The organism is Vibrio sp. St2 (assembly GCF_947311885.1).
Taxonomy (GTDB): domain Bacteria; phylum Pseudomonadota; class Gammaproteobacteria; order Enterobacterales; family Vibrionaceae; genus Vibrio; species Vibrio coralliilyticus.
In genome coordinates, this window is the sequence record NZ_CAMZNA010000001.1 from 1,330,545 (window position 1) to 1,348,279 (window position 17,735).

Consider the following 17,735-nt stretch of genomic DNA (forward strand, 5'->3'; position numbering starts at 1 on the left):
CGTCAACTCTTTGACTACAATTCTTGTTGTAAATATGACGCTGCAATCTACATGCCATATCAATTTTAGCGTCGAAAATAGCACGTTAGTTTGGAATATCAATCCCCGCATCACGCATTTTTGCTAACTTGTAGCGCAATGTACGTGGGCTGATGCCTAATTTTTCAGCCATCTCCTTACGACGACCGTTACACTCGGTTAAAGTCTCAAGAATAATGGCGTATTCCTGTTCACGAAGTTCACCACCTAAACCTGCACTGGTCGCGAATGCGTTATCTGGTTCCGCAATTGGTTTAATGTTTGGAGCTGTGATTTCTCCGGTTTCAACAACCTGTTGCAAACTGCCCGCATCCTGCCAATCTAACCCTTCGAGCAAAATGTGATCACTCGACACATTGCCGTTCTCACTGAGGATTAATGCACGTTGCACAACGTTGTCTAACTCACGAACATTCCCCGGCCATGAGTAGGCCAGCAACTTATTCATTGCACTGGCAGATAATGTCGGTACAGGTAGGCCCAACTTTTTACAGTGACGTTCAATCAAATGATTGGCTAGAGGTTCTATATCACCTTTGCGGTCACAAAGTGCTGGCCACGCTAGCGGGAAAACATTCAAGCGGTAGTACAAATCTTCACGGAAGTTACCTTCCTGAACATAGAGTTTTAAGTCACGGTTACTGGTAGCTAATACACGAACATCCAACTTGATGCTCTTTCGACTACCCAATCGCTCTACTTCACGCTCTTGCAGAACACGAAGCAACTTAGCTTGAAGATTCAGGTCCATCTCACTGATTTCATCAAGAAGAATTGTCCCGCCCTGAGCCTGCTCAAATTTACCAGGACAAGCTTGAACCGCACCGGTAAAGGCGCCTTTTTCGTAGCCAAACAATGTCGCTTCCAGCATGTTGTCAGGAATCGCGGCACAGTTAATCGCGACAAAAGGCCCATCTTTTCGGTTCGAAGCATTATGGATGTAACGAGACATCACCTCTTTACCCGAACCACTTGGACCAAGCACCATAACGCTAGCGTCAGTTTTTGCCACTTTATCAGCCATAGCAAGTAACTTGAGGCTCTTCTCGTCCGCCACCACAGCGTCACCGTTATCATCGGATTTAACCGGAGCGTAACGACTGACCATATTCAATAAGACTTCCGGCGCAAACGGCTTAGCCATGTAGTCAATCGCACCATCTTTCATGGCAGAGACAGCATCTTCAATGTTGGCGTAAGCCGTCATTAACAATACCGGTAGATTGGGCCAATGTTGTTTGATGTTGCGCAGTAAAGCGAGGCCACCCATACCTGCCATCTGTACATCAGAAACAACGATATCGACTGAATGAGCTTTGAGTTTGATTAACGCATCTTCCGCGCTGTCCGCTTCCAACCACTCATATCCGGCTAGCGCCAAGGTATCGACTAAGGCTTCGCGTAGACCTTCATCATCTTCTACGATTAGTACTTTGCTTTGTGCCATTATCCTTCTCCAGTCATTACATCGTGGTTAGCTTGCGGAGCACGATCAAGAGGAATACAGATGGTGAAACAAGCACCATCACCTTCCTCGGAAATCAATTCTAACCTTCCATCATGAGCACGACATACCATCTGGACAACAGCTAATCCAAGCCCTGTTCCCTGTGATCGTGTCGTAAAGAAAGGTTCCATAATTTGGTTTTGTAGTTCTTTTGGAACGCCTGGGCCGCTGTCTTGAACGGAAATCTTCAGCTCATTGTTTACCGGGCGGAAAAAGACATCGACTTGTGATTGTTTACCCGCAATTTGAATTGCGTTCATCACCAAGTTGCTCAGTGCTGACGCCACCGCGTTCGCATTGCCTAACAGTTGCGTTTCTTCCCGCTCAACTTCAAGGTGATAATCAATCTGATTGTTTTTCAGCGCTGCTTCCACCATAGGAGAAAACTCACTCACCAATTCAGCAATTGTAAACGGCTTCACCACCTTATTGTCGCCCCCTTTAGCGAACAACAACATATCATTGACTTGCTTTTCCAAGTCATGCAGGCGATCCATCAATTTATTCTGAAATCGATCTTTCGTGACTGGCGGTAGGTTCGGAGCCGCCAGATTTGACGCATAGAGCATCGCACTGGATAGAGGCGTTCGGACTTGATGCGCCAACGACGCAACCATACGCCCTAACGAAGACAAACGCTGTAGATCACTGATACGAGATTGCAGTAAACGTGTCTCTGTCAGGTCGGTAATCAGAATCAGCTGGCCTGTTGTCGACGCTGAAATTGCCAAGCGCACTTTGCGGCCGTTGCGAAGAGAGATTTCATGACCGTCATCTTCTCGCGGGGCAAATGCTTGCTGAATCACTTCAAACCATTTCTGCCCAATAAGCGGCATCTCTAACAAACGCTGTGCTTCTGGATTCGCTTCATGCACAACACCCTGGGTATCGAGCAGAATCACGCCTGCTGGCATAACGTCCAATACCTGCTTATATCGTTCAACTTGTTCTTCGAGTGTTCCGAGTGGTTGCTGATTCATGATCGCCTGAGCTGCTTGCATGTCGTATTTCTGCCTTAAAAACTACAATAGCCTGAAATGCAAGAAGCACGCCAGGCTATTTTATATATTTTTCAAGAGCTTAATATGAAGTCGATATTTTGACAGCGTCGAAAATACCCAATTTATCGCTGCACATTGTATTTTCGCATCTTCTCAACCAGAGTGGTCCGTCGCATTCCAAGCATGTCAGCGGCACGAGCAACCACGCCACCTTGAGCCTCTAATGCTTGGTTTATCATATTGACTTCCAACTCAGCTAACATCTCTTTAAGGTTAACGCCCTCAGGCGGTAATTCTTGGGGTGCATTGGAGTTTTCATGCAAGCCATCGGTCTCATCAAGACTGAAATCTTCGGCAAAAATGTCCTGCAGCACGTCACGCTCCTGCTCTTCAACAGAAGCAAACACATTGTGCTCTGGCTGAAACTCAGGGATATCGCTGTAACGATACTTAGTTGGCAGGTGATTGACGTCAACCAAACTGTTTGGATAAAGAATGATCATTCGCTCAACAAGGTTCGCCAGTTCGCGAACATTACCCGGCCAATTGTGCTCCATCAGTGAATTGATCGCTCGTGGCGTAAAGCAAATTGGCTGAGCGCCTTCCGCTTCCATTCGCGTCATCAACTCTTGCAACAGCAATGGTGTATCTTCAATTCGGTCACGCAGTGCCGGCATTTCGATTGGGAACACATTGAGGCGATAGTATAAGTCTTCACGGAAAGACTCATCATCAATCATGGTTTCCAAATTACGGTGAGTCGCCGCAATCACACGAACATTGACACGAATAGTGGTGTTACCGCCAACGCGCTCAAAACAACGTTCTTGTAACACACGCAGCAATTTAACTTGCATTGGCATCGGCATATCACCGATCTCATCAAGGAATAATGTGCCACCTTCTGCCAGTTCAAATCGCCCTTTACGAGAGGTTATCGCCCCAGTAAAGGCCCCTTTTTCGTGGCCAAACAACTCACTTTCGAGTAGGTCGGGAGGAATAGCACCACAGTTGATTGGTACAAATGGCCCGTTTCGACGTGCAGAATGGTAGTGAATATTACGCGCAACGACTTCTTTACCTGTTCCCGACTCGCCAAGAATAAGAACGTTCGCTTCGGTAGCGGAGACTTGTTCTATCAGGTGGCGAACTTCTTTAATACCGATACTTTGCCCAACTAGGCTTCGGAACAGGGTATTTTTTCTTGAAGAAGAAACAACGTTGACGCCTTTGCGACCAAGGAAGTCTTTACAATGACGAAGCGCTTCACTTAACTGAGGGTAATTTAAAGGATATTCCAGTTCACCAACATAATTGGTCATTTCTTCGACTGGATAAGAATGCGTTCCCGCGATAAGTAAAGGAATATGGTTAGCTTGGGAGAGTTGTGTACTCAACTGAGTAGAGAAGTTATGGCCTTGAAGCGAACCCACAATGCAGCCAGCCCAAACATCCGACCAGTTAACGTCGCTCAGTTGTGCGGAACTGATCGCCTCACATTGTTCTCCGACAAATTCTAATATATTACTCAGATTGATGCGTGCTTGAGCATCATCTTCAATTACGAGCAGCTTTGCTAAACCTTGCATAGGTGAGAATTATTGCCTTTATCTTGAAACGTTGTGGCTGTTATTTCTGTTTCTAACAACTAACCTAACTATAGAACAGGATTAGTGATAGACAATTTATAAACTTCAGCAACAAAATAAGCCACTAGGCTACTAAGTGGCTTCTATTCTATTTGATAAAAAAATAAAGGCAACCAAGCAATTAGGCGATGTGACGTTTGCCCAAAAGCTTTTTATGCAAGATATTTCAATACAACAGTATAAATTAAACTTATATCTTAAATTCCTACATCAGTCGCAGTCAGATTGTGGTATTCAGGTGGGATTTGCTCCCATGCTGATTTAATCTCGCGAATAATATCAATCACGTCATCGATAGGTTGAGGATCATTCTTGTGATTTGCCTCAGTAATTTGGGTAATCATAAACTCGTACAACTGATCCAGGTTCTGGGCAATGTCACCGCCATCGTCCATCGATAGGCAGCTGCGTAAGCTAATGATGATGTCTAGAGCTTTACCCAGTCTCTCACCCTTAACAGGAATATTGCCCTGCTCCATTGCCGCTTTACCCTGAATCAAGCGCTCGATAGCACCCGCCATCAGCATTTGAACAATTTTATGCGGGGAGGCAGCACTGAGCTGGCTATCTACCGATACCTTCTTGTAAGCCTGTAATGAACCACGCATAACAATCCTCTTTATATAAATTTCTTGTACTGCTGCACCGATTTATTGCCGTAGCGGTACTTTTGCAAACTACTGCCAAGTTCAGCGGTTTTCTTCTGCATCAACTCAACAGTCAACTGAGTGCGCTCAATGGCACTCTGCCATTCTGGTAACTTCGCTAACTCTTGGTGCTCATTAATAGTACTGATCAAGGTTAGCAATAACTGTTCCCTTTTATCGACCAACTGAACGATTTCTTCAGTATTAATGTCATCCGCTGAAAGATTACTAGCAATACCGTGATCAAGATCACCAAGAAATGAGATCTGTGCCAAAAAATCATCCGCCAAGTGCATTCATCATACCTGCTAGCTGAGACTGCATCTTGCTCGTCGCGTCCTGCATCGCCGTAAATTTGGCGTGTGTACGTTTCTCTAAGCTATCCATACGACGATCCAGAGATGCTTGATCATCATCAAGGCGGTAATTTTGTTCCACCATGCTGCGCTCACGAGTACGAATTGAGCCGGTGACACCAGTGATACCCTGAATCGCATCTTCAACTTTTTTTGCAAACCCTTGGTTGCCGCCAAAGAAATCTTCTAACTTATTGAAGTTGTTATTGAGCTGGCGATCCAACATGTCGTAGTTGATTTCCAGTGTACCCTGACGTGTCGTTGTAATACCAAACTCAGTCAATGTTTTCAGATCTTCAGGAGCAGGTTCAACTCTTGATGAAAACACCGACTTCAGTCTTGAATCGGCACTGCGAACCACACTGTCACCCGCCAGAGGGCCTGCGGCTCCAGTTCGTGGATCCACACCGGAAAGTTCTTGAGAGACCTGATAAAACTGGTTGTATGCCGAAACGAACTGCTCGATATCGTCTCGTACGCCCTGACGGTCATATTCGATATCAATCTCTGACGGTGTCTTGCCACGCTCAGAACGGCCTTTTAAGGTTAGGTCTACACCTTCAATGGCATCTTCAATAATGTTGTTATCACTGGAAAGCTGAGCCACACCATCAAGCAGCACTTTCGAATCCTGCGCAGCTTGTACTTGGCTCATACCGCGATAAGCGTCAAATGACTCCTGTGCCGATTTCAGGTCAGCTTGGGCCTGATCAATTCGTTCCAGATATTCTCTTTCTTCTTTCGGCAGTTTGGCACGTTCAAGCTCTTTAGCTTGGTCAGGGGTTAATTCGCCTGCCAAAACACGCGCTTGAAGTGATGCTTTTTCCTGAGCTAGCTTATCTTCCAACGCAGCTTGTTTCGCATCTAACGCGGCCTGCGCTTCTTTTGGTGTTACATAGGAGTCCGTCAGAGTACCCGAAGCCGTGACACTCCAACCGGGAACATCAGGGGCTTTTTCCAGCGCTTTTGCATCTAGCTGAGGCTCTGGCTCCCAATACGAGTCAAGCAATGTACCGGACGCGGTCGCGGTCCAGCCAGGAATGCGCTCTTCTGGCTTTAAGTACTTATTAGCTTCGGCACCGGCCGCAGCAGCGGCTGCAGCGGCTGCATCTGAAAGTTCATTACCAGCACTTGCATCCTTTGCCGCATTGGCATCGGCAGCAATTGCCGCTTGTTTGGACGTATCGGCAATCTCTTGATCGACAACCTTTGCCGCCTCGATATTTTGCTCAGCAATGCGATCGGCAACGGCTTGTTCTTCAGCAGTGAGTGGTTTGAGTAGATCTTGCGCAGCCGCACGAGCTTGCTCAAGGTCTTTAACGCGCTGTTCAAGTGTTTTGTATTCGAGTCTTTTAAGAAGATTATCCGGTGCCGATTCCACACTCAGTTTGAGTGCGTTTTGTTCACCTGAATTACTTGAAGCGACAATAAGACGTGGGCCTTCGACATCATTGATGACTGATGCACGAACGCCGGGGTTGGTTTTGCTGCCATTGATACCGCGAACAATATCAACCAGCTTAGAATTTTCCTGAACCTCAACGGTGAACTTTTTTTCACCGAGAGAAATCTGCAGCTTACCCGGGCCAAATTTCGCATCTTCCGGTAATACGTCAGACGCAATTTTATGACTCTGGGCAAGCTGCAACACATCGATAGCATATCTACCAGCGATAGCTTCAGTGGTTGCCGTCGCGGATACAACGGTGTCATCCGTAGATTCTACCTTTCTTGCGGCGAAAGCTTTCTCTTGACGAAAGCTCGCCATCAAGTTTTTCATCGTATCCAACGACTCTCTGAGCCGACCGTAGGCACTGATACTGGAATCAATTTTGCCACGCTCATTGTCGATTCGTTGCTGCTTAGGTACGCGCTCCGAATCAACAATTTTGCTGACCATGGCATTGATATCCATGCCAGAATTCATCCCTACAGGGCCAAAGCTCATTCAATCACCTCAAAATACGATCATACCGTCTGGTTCAACAACCCCGATGAATACCGGGCTGTTTGATCCCTCAGGCGTCGCAGTATTTCTAACATTTCCTCATCGGGTATCTGACGAATTATATCGCCAGTATCCGCTTCATAAATGGTAACTACATCTCTTCCCGACTCTTCATCGACCCGAAAAGATAGGCCAGTGTTGATGGACGCAATGAACTCGTTCATTTGCTGTACCATACGTTGCCGCTCTTCCCTGTTAAGCTTTTCACGTTGTTGAGACGCTTCTATCGCTTGATTAACAGCTTCAGCAGCTTGCTCTCTCACTTCGGCTGTAGAAACCTGTTCTTTCCGCGAGGAAACTTGCTGTGCACCATCATATTTTGAAGCAATTTTAGTGCCACTTTCTGAGCCGTAAGGCTGGACGTTCGATGTGTAGGATGGTATTTCCATAACAATCTCCCTTCCACCTTATAGGTTGGTAATCACGTTACCTACCAATAAGCTCGTTCGAACCTATCGATTAACCTAATAAGCTAAGAGCTGCCGATGGTGATTGTTTTGCCTGCGCCAGTACAGAGGTACTTGCCTGCTGCAAAATCTGCGACTTAGTCATCTGAGTCGTTTCTTTCGCATAGTCAGTATCTCGGATACGGCTACGAGACGCGTTAACGTTCTCGTTGATGTTATCCAAGTTGCTGATCGCATGGCTAAAACGGTTCTGGAATGCACCCAGTTCCGCGCGCTGACTGTCAACCGTTTTCAGAGCACCATCGATAACAGAAACTGCCATCTGAGACCCTGCTACGGTAGAAACATCAACGTCGGAAACCGTTTTGTTTTCAGCGGCACCAAAACCAATATCACCGCCCAACGCACCACCAATTGTTACGTCCGACGCTACTTTGTTATTCGCAGCGAACAACTGTAGCTTTCCTTCTTCACCGACCGACGCTTTCACGTCTTCACTCTGACCATTGATATAAGTCGCAAGCTGCTCGATGTCGTCACCAACCTTAGCATTTATGGTTAACTGTTTAGCTTCCCCATGTACATCAGTATAGTCCAGAGTAAGGTCTGTTGAACCCTGAGAGACGGCCCAGTCAGTATCTTTACCCTGTTGCGCAATATAGGCTTTACCACCCATTCCTGAAGTATCTGAACGCATATTGCCCATAGTGAGCATTACTGCCTCACCTGAACTCGCACCGATCTGGAATGATTGGCTACCAAACGTACCATTGAGGAGTTTGTTACCACCAAACGAGGTAGTCTCTGCGATACGATTTAATTCATCGTTAAGAGCCGTAACCTCTTCCTGAATCGCAATACGCTCTGAACGGGAGTTCGAACCATTTGACGATTGCAGTGACAAGTCACGCATACGTTGAAGGATGTTGGTCGTCTCATTCATTGCACCTTCAGCAGTTTGTGCAATGGAGATACCATCGTTTGCGTTTTTCACCGCCATGTCTAAACCACGACTTTGCGATGTTAAACGGTTGGAAATTTGAAGGCCTGCAGCGTCATCACGAGCACTGTTTATTTTGTAACCCGATGATAGACGCTCCATCGATCTCTGCATGCCGTCAGCAGCACCATTAAGGTATCGCTGAGCAGTCATCGCAGACACATTGGTGTTTACGTTAATTGCCATATTGATCTCCTTAGGCATTAAGGGTGATGCACCTCAGCGTCTCTCACCTCACTTTGGTGCATCTCATTTCTCTCAGTCTTTTAACGGCGGAAGAAATATATCCTTTAGAAAAATTTTTAAAAAAATTTCTGTGACGGGTATCAATAAGCCATAAACATCTTTTAAATCAATGGATTATATAAACGAAAAAAAATCCAGCCGAAGCTGGATTTTTTTCGAAGGTTTTAAACTTAGCCTAGAAGATTCAGAGCTGAGTTTGGCGTTTGTTTTGCCTGAGCAAGAATTGAGCTTGAAGCCTGAGAAAGAATTTGCGACTTAGTCAGTGCCGTTGTTTCTTTAGCAAAGTCCGTATCTTTGATTCGGCTCTTAGACGCATTCACATTCTCGTTGATGTTATCTAAGTTGCTAATCGCATGGTTGAATCGGTTCTGGAATGCACCCAGCTCAGCACGGTGGCTATCTACATATTTCAGTGCCGAGTCAATAATTGCTACAGATTCCTGAGCACCACCCACAGATGTTACATCAATAGTATCAACAGTAACTGCCTGACCTTGACCCATACTCAGTTCACCAGCAAGACCACCACCAAAGCTTACTGCGCCTTCAACTTTATCAGTGCCAGCGAATACCTGTAGTTGACCATCTTGGTCGACAGACGCTTTTACCATGTCAGTCTGACCGTTGATGTATGTCGCTAGCTCTTCAATATCATCGCCTTCTTTTGCATTGATATTAATAGTTTGCTGTTGGCCGTCAGTATCGGTCAGTGTGATAGCCAAGTCGTTTGCACCGGCCTGTACTGTCCAATCTTTATCTTTACCATTTGCTGCTTGGTAGCTTGTACCGCCCATGCCAACGTTGTCTGAACGCATGTCGTTCAAAGTCAACATCACGGCTTCACCGTTGTCTGCACCAATTTGGAAAGATTTCGTCGCGTAAGTACCGTTCAGTAGTTTATTACCACCAAAAGAGGTTGTCTCTGCGATACGGTTAAGTTCGTCATTTAGTGCTGTAACTTCTTCCTGAATCGCAACACGCTCTGATTTAGAGTTAGAGCCGTTCGCAGATTGTAGCGAAAGGTCACGCATACGTTGCAGGATGTTAGTCGTTTCATTCATCGCACCTTCAGCAGTCTGCGCGATAGAAATACCGTCATTCGCGTTACGTACTGCAACATCTAGACCGCGGCTTTGCACATTCAAACGGTTAGAGATCTGTAGACCTGCTGCGTCATCTTTAGCGCTATTAATCTTGAAGCCAGAAGATAGACGTTCCATTGAAGTTTGTTGTGCATTGTTAGCGCCATTTAGGTAACGCTGTGCTGTCATTGCTGCTACGTTAGTGTTTACATTCACTGCCATGGTGATTTCTCCGTTTGATTTTCCGATGTAACCGGTTTCCGACGTCTCGGAAAACCAAAGTAGTTCTCTCAAAGTTACTTTTATTAACGGCTCAATTTCGAGAACCTTGAGTATTTTTTTAAGTTTTTTTTGAAAAAAATGCTTTTGGAGAGGGAAAGTTGACCAAATACGAAAAAACTTAAAAAAACGCAATTTTTCGCTAAAGCTTTAATTCACTCAGTCGATAACATTTTCTTTTTTGATAATTAACCTAATAAGGTAAGGGCTAGATTTGGCTGTTGTTTAGCCTGTGCCAGGATTGATGTGCTAACTTGCTGTAAAATCTGTTGCTTAAGCATTTGGGTGGTTTCTTTGGCATAGTCGGTGTCTTTTATACGGCTATTCGACGCGGCCAAGTTTTCGTTGATATTACCTAGGTTGTTAATCGCGTGATTAAAGCGATTTTGCATCGCCCCTAATTCAGCGCGATGACCATCAACATACTTAAGCGCAGTATCTATTACAGATACCGCTCGCTGTGCGCCGCCAACTTTAGAAATGTCCAGATTATCAACCGCTTCATAACCAGCTAGCCCCATTTGCAGTTCACCTGCAAGGCTGCCAGAAAAGGAAATAGTACCCGATGTCTCTTTGCCTGCCATAAAGACTTGCAGCTGCCCATCTTCATTTACTGAGGCCGAGACTTTATCCGTTTGACCGTTGATATAAGTGGCTAACTCTTCGATGTCATCACCAGCCTTAGCCTCAATCTGAGTCGATTCCTGCTGCCCCTCGGCATTAGTGTATTCCATCACCAACGTCTGGCTACCCTGAGAAACCTGCCAGTTATTGTCCGCTTTTCCAGCGGCTATATAACTGAAGCCACCCATCTCTATACTATCGGAACGCATGTTCTTCAGAGACACCTGAACCGCTTCACCGGAACTGCCACCAATTTGGAAAGAAGAACTGGCGAATGAACCATTGAGCAATTTTCGACCACCAAAAGAGGTAGTTTCGGCAATTCTATTCAATTCATCATTCAAAGCCGCCATTTCTTCCTGTAATGCATCTCTTTCTGCTCGACTGTTCGAACCATTCGCCGATTGTAATGAAAGATCACGCATGCGTTGAAGAAGGTTGGTCGTCTCATTCATCGCACCTTCGGCTGTCTGCATGATGGATATGCCGTCGTTCGCATTGCGCATTGCGACGTCCAAACCACGCATCTGAGACTCAAGTCGATTCGAGATCTGCAAACCTGCTGCATCGTCTTTGGCACTATTAATACGATTCCCTGAAGATAGCCTCTCCAGTGATTGGTTCAGCATGTCCGTCGCATTCGTAAGATAACGCTGCGCCGTCATTGCTGATACGTTGGTATTAACAGTGATTGCCATAACGATAGATAGTGTTTCCTCAACAGGGTTATTTGTTATATCGGCCTGAGAAGATTTTCTTTAGCCTTTTTGCACAAAAAAACCGAGCGCGTTGGCTCGGTTTATAGTCGGTATAGTTTGCAGGCTTTAGTTTGCTTTCATTGACTTACTTAAGCTTTAACCCGTTTAGCATCTCTACAGACGGGGCAAAGAAGTATGCTCCTGTCACGGCTTTAGTAAAGCGCAATAACTGGTCTGTTTTACCATCGGTCTCGCCATACATGCTTTCCAGCATGGCTTTAAAATTATGTAACGTATTGCAGTAGGCAATAAACAGCAGACCATGCTCACCCGACACACTGCCATAAGGCAAGCTATGGCGAACAATCTTCAGGCCTTTACCTTCTTCTTTAATATCCACACGACCAACGTGAGACGCAGCTGGCACATTATCTAACTCAATCGAATCCGGCTTAGTTCGCCCGATGACTTTTTCTTGGGCAGATACATTCAGTCGATTCCAAGAAGGCAGGTCATGGACAAAGCGCTGGACCATAACGTAACTGCCACCAGCCAACTCTCCTTGAGGAATAATTGCCACTTCATGGCGCTGACTATCTTTCGGATTTTCTGTCCCATCGACAAAGTCCGTCATGTCTCGAGAGTCGAGATAGCGATAACCATAGGTTTCATCAACCACCACTACGTTATCTGACGCTTGTGCAAAGAATGTGCGCAGCAGATAAAAGTGCAAATCATGACGATTCGAATGACAGTGGATAAGCACATCCACATCAGAACTCGGCGCTAAGGTGCTGCCTTCACCAAGCTGTGGGAAATCAATCAATTCGTCTGGCATCGCGGCGTCACACTTTGACCAGAATGATTTGCTGAACGCAACGGAAAGAGTCAGTTCAGCCCCAGGCTGCTGCTGATTAAGCTCTTCTACAAGTGTTGGTAGAGCCTGTAGCTGTTCCAGTACGGCAGCAGGTTCCTGTGTCACCTTAAGCAGCGTGTATTGAGCGAAAGGTCCTGCTTCAGGAAGGATGGCACTTTGAGGGATTGTCATTTTTATGTCCTCACATTTACATATTTGCTCAGTGTATTATGTTCTGTTTTAAGTGTATTGATAGCGATCATCACCCGTTACGTCAATCGGATGGCGGCGCAGAAAAACAATCGCGTACGCTGCGACTCTTATAGATATAAAGCATAAACCACAGCAGAAATAGCAAGGTAGCGGCATTCGCCCAGCGGAAAGCGCCATGTTCTAGGTAGACGTGATAAAGAGTTTGAACAAACTGGCCGCCAATCGCCAGCATGGTAATCGTTTTACCCCAACTGACTAAATGGCTTATCCATTTTCGTTCCGGACTGCGCAAGCTGATCATCCACATTAACGCGATGCTAGGCAGTCCCATCGCCAAACCCAGATACAACATTGAATGATCGGGGTAGACAATATTAAGGATCTTAGCGCCGCTTTCTCGGCTCGCACCGGCGACAACAAAAACCACCCACGCTTTGGCGAGAAACAGCCAACCAAGCCAAAGCCATTTGGGGGCTTTGAGAAAACCATGTTTATCGTATTGTTCTAAAGCGTATCGCACTGATAGGTAACTGCGGTTGAGAAATTAAACTCCACTCTATACCAATTGAGGTATTTTTCTATCAGATATTACCTATAAAACTCATCCGATATTGTTAGAGTTCGCTCGCACCTGCCTTACTGACAAAGCAATAAACATCAGAAGTAATAAGATCGGTGCGAACCAAAGCAGAGCATTGCGGACGCTAAACTCAGGCTGATATAACACAAATTCGCCGTAGCGCGCCGTCATGAAGTCCTTCACTTCCTGCTCACTCTCCCCTTGATTGATCTTGCTGAAAACAATCAGACGCAAATCTTTTGCTATTGGGGAGTTGGATTCGATCAGATTTTGATTTTGACACTGCGGACAACGCAGGGACTTAGCCAAACGTAGCGCTTTTTCGTGTAACTCTGGAGAGGTAAACTCAAACAACTCAACTTGGGATATTTGCTGTTCTGAAACCGCAACAAATAGCTCTTCATCACCCGCGTAACTACTCTGAACAAACAGCAACAGGATCAAGTAATAAAGCGCTCTCATCAACTCTTCTCCTCAGTAAAGAAGCGGGCAAATTGCTTCTGCCAGATATTAGGGTTGAGCAGCCCTGAGTGTTTATACACAATTTCCCCGGCCTGATTGATAAGATATGTCTCGGGGGTGCCAACCACACCCAGATCGATAGATAACTCCCCTTGAGGATCGTAGATCACCGTTTGATAAGGGTCACCCAATTGAGCCAGATACTGATTTGCTGCCTTTGCTTGGTCTCTGTAGTTAAGCCCGATCACAGCAATGCCTTGCTCACTCAATTGATTAAGAAACTCATGTTCCGCGCGGCAAATACTGCACCACGACGCCCAGACATTAACCAGTTGATACTCCGACTGGAACAACGTTTTTGTCTGAATCCGTTCATTCCCAACTAGCAATTCAACCTTGTGCACTGGAAATGCTCGAACAGCGTGACTGCCTGAGTTATGGGTGTCTTCACTCAGTGCCGCCCCGAGGATTAGGATAAATACTACCAGCGAGACGCAAAGGACGATGAATTTAGACTTTTTGGACGACGTCATATTTTGTTCTCACTATTCTTGGCGAAAGTTTGGCGATAAGCGGTAAAAATGCAGCAAACGTCGCTAATAATCCACCACCCCAGATCCACCAGATGTATGCTTTGTACTGAATTTTAACTGCATAGCTGTTCCCGTCGACTTTGGCCGCGAGCGTCACATAATAATCTCCAAGCCAAGTTGTGTGAATCGCAAGCTCGCTCATGTTCATGACTCGGACGGGATAATGGCGACGTTCAGGTTTGAGCTCAAACGCTCGACCTTCAGCATCAGTGAAACGCAGCTGTGCTTGCTCTGCCGTGAAGTTTTTATCTACACGCCACTCCGTTTTCAAATATTCAACTTGCCAATCGCGAAACTCTGCCGACATTCCTGGACCAAGTTTGCGAGTTAGCTGAGATGAGTGCTCCGCATTCATAACACACCCAATCGCGCCGATAGCCAACCCGATATGAGCCAAGAGCATAAAATTGAGCTTAGCCAAACGGATAGCCCACCACAGATGGCTAAACACCACCCAGCACGCCAGCCCCCAAATCAACATGACTGCGAATGACCACGTTTCCACCTGCCAAAAATACAACATTGCACCGACAAAGAATGAGAAGACAAAAAACACAACCATCCGTTGCCATGAGTTCACCAGCCCTGATTGCCATTTCAGAAAAGGAGCCCAGCCCATTGCCGTTAGCGCCAGAGCCGATAAAGGTAGAAGTAATGTATTAAAATAGGGTGCGCCAACCGATATTGTTCCCAGTTGCAGCAACTCATAAACCATGGGGTAAAAAGTACCAAGGAAAACAGTAAACGTGGCGATCACCAGCAGGCCAATCGCGAGAAGCACGAGATAAGATCGGCTGATAATAGCCGTCAACTTTTGGCTTCGTATGGTCTCCCCTCGGTCAATTAAAAGGGCAAAAGAGGCGAACAAGATAACAGCCAAAATACCAAGAAGCGCAATGCCTTTTCCCGGGTCGACTGCAAAGGCATGCACCGAGGTCAGTACTCCCGAGCGGACGATAAAGGTACCGAGAATACTAAGGCTGAATGTCACCAAAGCTAAGATCAACGTCCAGACCATCAGCTGCTGATGGCGCCTAGAGGCCACCATACTATGCAGCAAAGCTGTCCCCGTCAGCCAAGGCAACAATGATGCATTCTCAACTGGATCCCAGAACCACCATCCTCCCCAGCCTAACTCGTTGTAGGCCCACCATGAACCCACCAGTATCCCAAGCGTGAGAAATGCCCACGCAGATATCGCCCAAGGTTTACATAGTGTGACCCATTGGTTGTCATACGTTTTTTGCATCAACGCCGCCAACGCAAACGCCAGTACAGTGGAATACCCTATATAACCGAGATACAACAGCGGAGGATGAAAAATCAGCCCCACGTCCTGAAGCATAGGATTGAGATCGCGCCCCTGGGTTAATAAGGTTTGTGCGTAAACAAACGGGTTTGAAGCGAGTAAGGTAAACCACGAAAACGCCGCAACAAACAAAGTCATGATCCACAGAACATGGGCGATATATCGCCCATTAGAATGACGAATAAATGAAATCAAACCTGCCCACAAGTTGAGTGTAAACACCCAAAACAGCATGGAACCTTCATGGCCTCCCCACACAGCGGCCAGCTTGAAGAATGGTGGTAGCGCAATATTAGAGTGAGTGGCAACGTACGCGAATTCAAATCGGTCAGAGGCAAACAAAATCGCCAGAATAATCAGGCTCAACGAAGCCATTGCTGCGTTGAGCCTGACGGGCCATATCAGGGAGAGCGATGCACCTTGATCAAAGTAGTGCTGCCACGCCCAGACTGCAGCGCAAACTAAACTCGAAACAGCAACCCATATCAGAGCAAAATGTCCTATCTCTCCCCACATGCTTACACCACCGTCATCTGACCGGCGTAGAGAATAAAGGTACGTAACATCAGTACCCCGACCAAACTCAGCGTTGTCACTATGAAGATGTAACTGCCGTTATGGCGCACTTCGTTTGGCGTAACGGCATTGAGAGTCAGCGGCAGTAACATCCCAATCAACACAACGCCAAACCAGAACCAGTTTGACCAGAAGCCTCCCCCGATGGCATTCCAAGCCGCGACTTCATTCTGACCGCCACTGAATATCAGGCCAGTAAAGAAGGTCACCAAAACAAACAGTTCGAATAACACAACCGGACGTTCAAACCCATGCACCCAACGGACACTTGGGCTGCGTGCCGATTCTTTGAACACTAGAATGCCAAACAACAAACATGCCGCTGCGCCCGAAGAAAGGCTGGAAAACAGGAACAGGATCGGCAACACAGGGTTGTTCAGCATCGGGTAAGTTTTCAGTGCAGAGAGCAGAAATCCAGTGTAGGCCGCAAGCAATATCGCCAACACACCCAGAAACAACTCGACAGGATTGTTTATCTTACCGATTTTGATCAATACGCCATCAACCCAGTCCAATAACCCACCCGGAAGTTTGCCTTCGCAGAACTGTATGATCTGGTGGCGGAAAATCACACCAATCCAAACGAATAAGACCGCCATATAAACTTGGAAGAGAATTACCCCCATCGACATGACTGAAGACGGATTGTAGTAGATCATAATCTTCCAGAACGACAGAGGTTTGGTGAGGTGGAAAATCAATATGGTCAAACCGGCAATAATGCCAAAGGGAGCCAGCCAAGCGACGGCTTTAAGGATGCCGTTATTAGCAGGGTCACCTTCAATTACGCGGCGTTTGAGATACAAGCCAATCATCACAGCTCCAGCGGACATTCCCGCAAGAAACAAGTAAATGGCGATGATCCAGTCCCAGACCAATGAATCGAAATGGAAAGCCGTTTCAATACCGTTCATCATGAAACCTCCCCTTTGTTGTGTGGGATTTTGTACAACTTAGGCTTGGTACCTAAGTGCGCTTTATCGCGATAGACCACATGGTTACTTAACACTTGATTGATTTGACTCTGCGGATCGTTGAGATCGCCAAACACCAAGGCTTTGGTCGGGCAAGATTCTACACAGGCGGGTAATTTGCCCTCGGCAAGATTGGTATCACGACAGAAATTGCACTTGTCTGCGGAATGGTCTTCGGGATTGAAAAAGCGCACTTGATAAGGGCACGCGGCAAGGCAGTAACCACAGCCGACACACTTGTCTTTATCCACATCGACAATGCCTGTCTTCTCATCTTTATATGCTGCGCCCGTCGGGCAAACATACACACAAGGTGGGTTTTCACAGTGCTGGCAAGATTTGCGGGTAAAGCGATATTCCACATCAGGAAATTCGCCTTGTGGCTCGCTACGAATGATTTCCAGTCTCGACACCCCTTCTGGTACCTTGTTGACCTCGCGACAAGCTTCAGTACAAGCGGTACAACCGATACAGGCGGTCTCATCGTGAATCATGCCATAGAGCTTGTCATCTACCTGTTCGACATTTGCGAACGTCTTACGACTGCTGATCATCGCAGTCCCGGATACGCCTGTGGTCATAATCAAGGCGCCAGCACCAGTTAAAAAATTTCGTCTAGAACAACTCAT

General features: G+C 46.4%; 17 protein-coding genes. All 17 read right to left on the reverse strand.

Translation table 11 applies throughout. The annotated features are described in order from the left end of the window. Positions 1–85: 85 nt before the first annotated feature. A complete protein-coding gene (locus tag QMA41_RS06175; RefSeq protein ID WP_006959519.1) occupies positions 86–1,486 on the reverse strand; it encodes a sigma-54 dependent transcriptional regulator in 1,401 nt (466 codons plus the stop codon). Continuing rightward, positions 1,486–2,547: an ATP-binding protein gene (locus QMA41_RS06180; protein WP_281629118.1), complete on the reverse strand. Its 1,062-nt coding sequence runs from the start codon at positions 2,545–2,547 to the stop codon at positions 1,486–1,488. The genes QMA41_RS06175 and QMA41_RS06180 overlap by 1 nt, the downstream gene beginning before the upstream one ends. A 122-nt stretch (positions 2,548–2,669) precedes the next feature. Continuing rightward, positions 2,670–4,136 carry a sigma-54 dependent transcriptional regulator gene (locus tag QMA41_RS06185; RefSeq protein ID WP_006959521.1) on the reverse strand — a complete coding sequence of 489 codons (1,467 nt, stop codon included), beginning with the start codon at positions 4,134–4,136 and terminating at the stop codon, positions 2,670–2,672. Between the two features lie 257 nt (positions 4,137–4,393). After that, positions 4,394–4,804, reverse strand: a complete 411-nt coding sequence (gene fliS, locus QMA41_RS06190) for a flagellar export chaperone FliS (protein WP_019274549.1) — start codon at positions 4,802–4,804, stop codon at positions 4,394–4,396. Between the two features lie 11 nt (positions 4,805–4,815). Continuing rightward, positions 4,816–5,139, reverse strand: coding sequence for a flagellar protein FliT (locus QMA41_RS06195; protein WP_281629119.1), 324 nt, complete (start codon positions 5,137–5,139; stop codon positions 4,816–4,818). After that, positions 5,123–7,147 carry a flagellar filament capping protein FliD gene (gene fliD / locus QMA41_RS06200; RefSeq protein ID WP_281629120.1) on the reverse strand — a complete coding sequence of 675 codons (2,025 nt, stop codon included), beginning with the start codon at positions 7,145–7,147 and terminating at the stop codon, positions 5,123–5,125. The genes QMA41_RS06195 and fliD overlap by 17 nt, the downstream gene beginning before the upstream one ends. A 20-nt stretch (positions 7,148–7,167) precedes the next feature. After that, on the reverse strand, positions 7,168–7,596 hold the full coding sequence (gene flaG / locus QMA41_RS06205; RefSeq protein ID WP_006959525.1) for a flagellar protein FlaG: 429 nt from the start codon (positions 7,594–7,596) through the stop codon (positions 7,168–7,170). Positions 7,597–7,666: 70 nt separating this feature from the next. Further along, complete coding sequence (locus QMA41_RS06210) at positions 7,667–8,800, reverse strand: flagellin (protein WP_006959526.1); 1,134 nt, start codon at positions 8,798–8,800, stop codon at positions 7,667–7,669. 230 nt (positions 8,801–9,030) lie between these two features. Then, complete coding sequence (locus QMA41_RS06215) at positions 9,031–10,164, reverse strand: flagellin (protein WP_006959527.1); 1,134 nt, start codon at positions 10,162–10,164, stop codon at positions 9,031–9,033. Between the two features lie 245 nt (positions 10,165–10,409). After that, a complete protein-coding gene (locus QMA41_RS06220) occupies positions 10,410–11,543 on the reverse strand; it encodes a flagellin (protein WP_281629121.1) in 1,134 nt (377 codons plus the stop codon). Between the two features lie 145 nt (positions 11,544–11,688). Continuing rightward, complete coding sequence (locus QMA41_RS06225; RefSeq protein ID WP_006959529.1) at positions 11,689–12,591, reverse strand: Dyp-type peroxidase; 903 nt, start codon at positions 12,589–12,591, stop codon at positions 11,689–11,691. An 82-nt stretch (positions 12,592–12,673) separates the two neighbouring features. Next, complete coding sequence (locus QMA41_RS06230) at positions 12,674–13,132, reverse strand: DUF2919 domain-containing protein (RefSeq protein ID WP_021457997.1); 459 nt, start codon at positions 13,130–13,132, stop codon at positions 12,674–12,676. An 81-nt stretch (positions 13,133–13,213) separates the two neighbouring features. Further along, on the reverse strand, positions 13,214–13,654 hold the full coding sequence (locus QMA41_RS06235) for a cytochrome c-type biogenesis protein CcmH (RefSeq protein ID WP_281629122.1): 441 nt from the start codon (positions 13,652–13,654) through the stop codon (positions 13,214–13,216). After that, positions 13,654–14,187, reverse strand: coding sequence for a DsbE family thiol:disulfide interchange protein (locus tag QMA41_RS06240; RefSeq protein ID WP_281629123.1), 534 nt, complete (start codon positions 14,185–14,187; stop codon positions 13,654–13,656). The genes QMA41_RS06235 and QMA41_RS06240 overlap by 1 nt, the downstream gene beginning before the upstream one ends. Further along, the gene (locus QMA41_RS06245) at positions 14,165–16,072 is read right to left on the reverse strand and encodes a heme lyase CcmF/NrfE family subunit (RefSeq protein ID WP_281629124.1); all 1,908 of its coding nucleotides are present in this window, start codon (positions 16,070–16,072) and stop codon (positions 14,165–14,167) included. The genes QMA41_RS06240 and QMA41_RS06245 overlap by 23 nt, the downstream gene beginning before the upstream one ends. 2 nt (positions 16,073–16,074) lie before the next feature. Then, positions 16,075–17,046, reverse strand: coding sequence for a cytochrome c nitrite reductase subunit NrfD (gene nrfD / locus QMA41_RS06250; protein WP_281629171.1), 972 nt, complete (start codon positions 17,044–17,046; stop codon positions 16,075–16,077). Continuing rightward, positions 17,046–17,735 (reverse strand): cytochrome c nitrite reductase Fe-S protein, encoded by a 690-nt coding sequence (nrfC, locus tag QMA41_RS06255; protein WP_281629125.1) that lies wholly within the window; start codon positions 17,733–17,735, stop codon positions 17,046–17,048. The genes nrfD and nrfC overlap by 1 nt, the downstream gene beginning before the upstream one ends.

Bases quoted from the DNA above. Each gene is read 5' to 3' on its own strand.
- nrfD (WP_281629171.1), bottom strand. From the start codon at position 17,046: ATGAACGGTATTGAAACGGCTTTCCATTTCGATTCATTGGTCTGGGAC.
- fliS (WP_019274549.1), bottom strand. From the start codon at position 4,804: ATGCGTGGTTCATTACAGGCTTACAAGAAGGTATCGGTAGATAGCCAG.
- QMA41_RS06180 (WP_281629118.1), bottom strand. From the start codon at position 2,547: ATGCAAGCAGCTCAGGCGATCATGAATCAGCAACCACTCGGAACACTC.
- flaG (WP_006959525.1), bottom strand. From the start codon at position 7,596: ATGGAAATACCATCCTACACATCGAACGTCCAGCCTTACGGCTCAGAA.
- QMA41_RS06235 (WP_281629122.1), bottom strand. From the start codon at position 13,654: ATGAGAGCGCTTTATTACTTGATCCTGTTGCTGTTTGTTCAGAGTAGT.
- QMA41_RS06220 (WP_281629121.1), bottom strand. From the start codon at position 11,543: ATGGCAATCACTGTTAATACCAACGTATCAGCAATGACGGCGCAGCGT.
- fliD (WP_281629120.1), bottom strand. From the start codon at position 7,147: ATGAGCTTTGGCCCTGTAGGGATGAATTCTGGCATGGATATCAATGCC.
- QMA41_RS06225 (WP_006959529.1), bottom strand. From the start codon at position 12,591: ATGACAATCCCTCAAAGTGCCATCCTTCCTGAAGCAGGACCTTTCGCT.
- QMA41_RS06185 (WP_006959521.1), bottom strand. From the start codon at position 4,136: ATGCAAGGTTTAGCAAAGCTGCTCGTAATTGAAGATGATGCTCAAGCA.
- nrfC (WP_281629125.1), bottom strand. From the start codon at position 17,735: ATGAGTTGTTCTAGACGAAATTTTTTAACTGGTGCTGGCGCCTTGATT.
- QMA41_RS06210 (WP_006959526.1), bottom strand. From the start codon at position 8,800: ATGGCAATTAACGTAAACACCAATGTGTCTGCGATGACTGCTCAGCGA.
- QMA41_RS06245 (WP_281629124.1), bottom strand. From the start codon at position 16,072: ATGTGGGGAGAGATAGGACATTTTGCTCTGATATGGGTTGCTGTTTCG.
- QMA41_RS06215 (WP_006959527.1), bottom strand. From the start codon at position 10,164: ATGGCAGTGAATGTAAACACTAACGTAGCAGCAATGACAGCACAGCGT.
- QMA41_RS06240 (WP_281629123.1), bottom strand. From the start codon at position 14,187: ATGACGTCGTCCAAAAAGTCTAAATTCATCGTCCTTTGCGTCTCGCTG.
- QMA41_RS06175 (WP_006959519.1), bottom strand. From the start codon at position 1,486: ATGGCACAAAGCAAAGTACTAATCGTAGAAGATGATGAAGGTCTACGC.
- QMA41_RS06195 (WP_281629119.1), bottom strand. From the start codon at position 5,139: ATGCACTTGGCGGATGATTTTTTGGCACAGATCTCATTTCTTGGTGAT.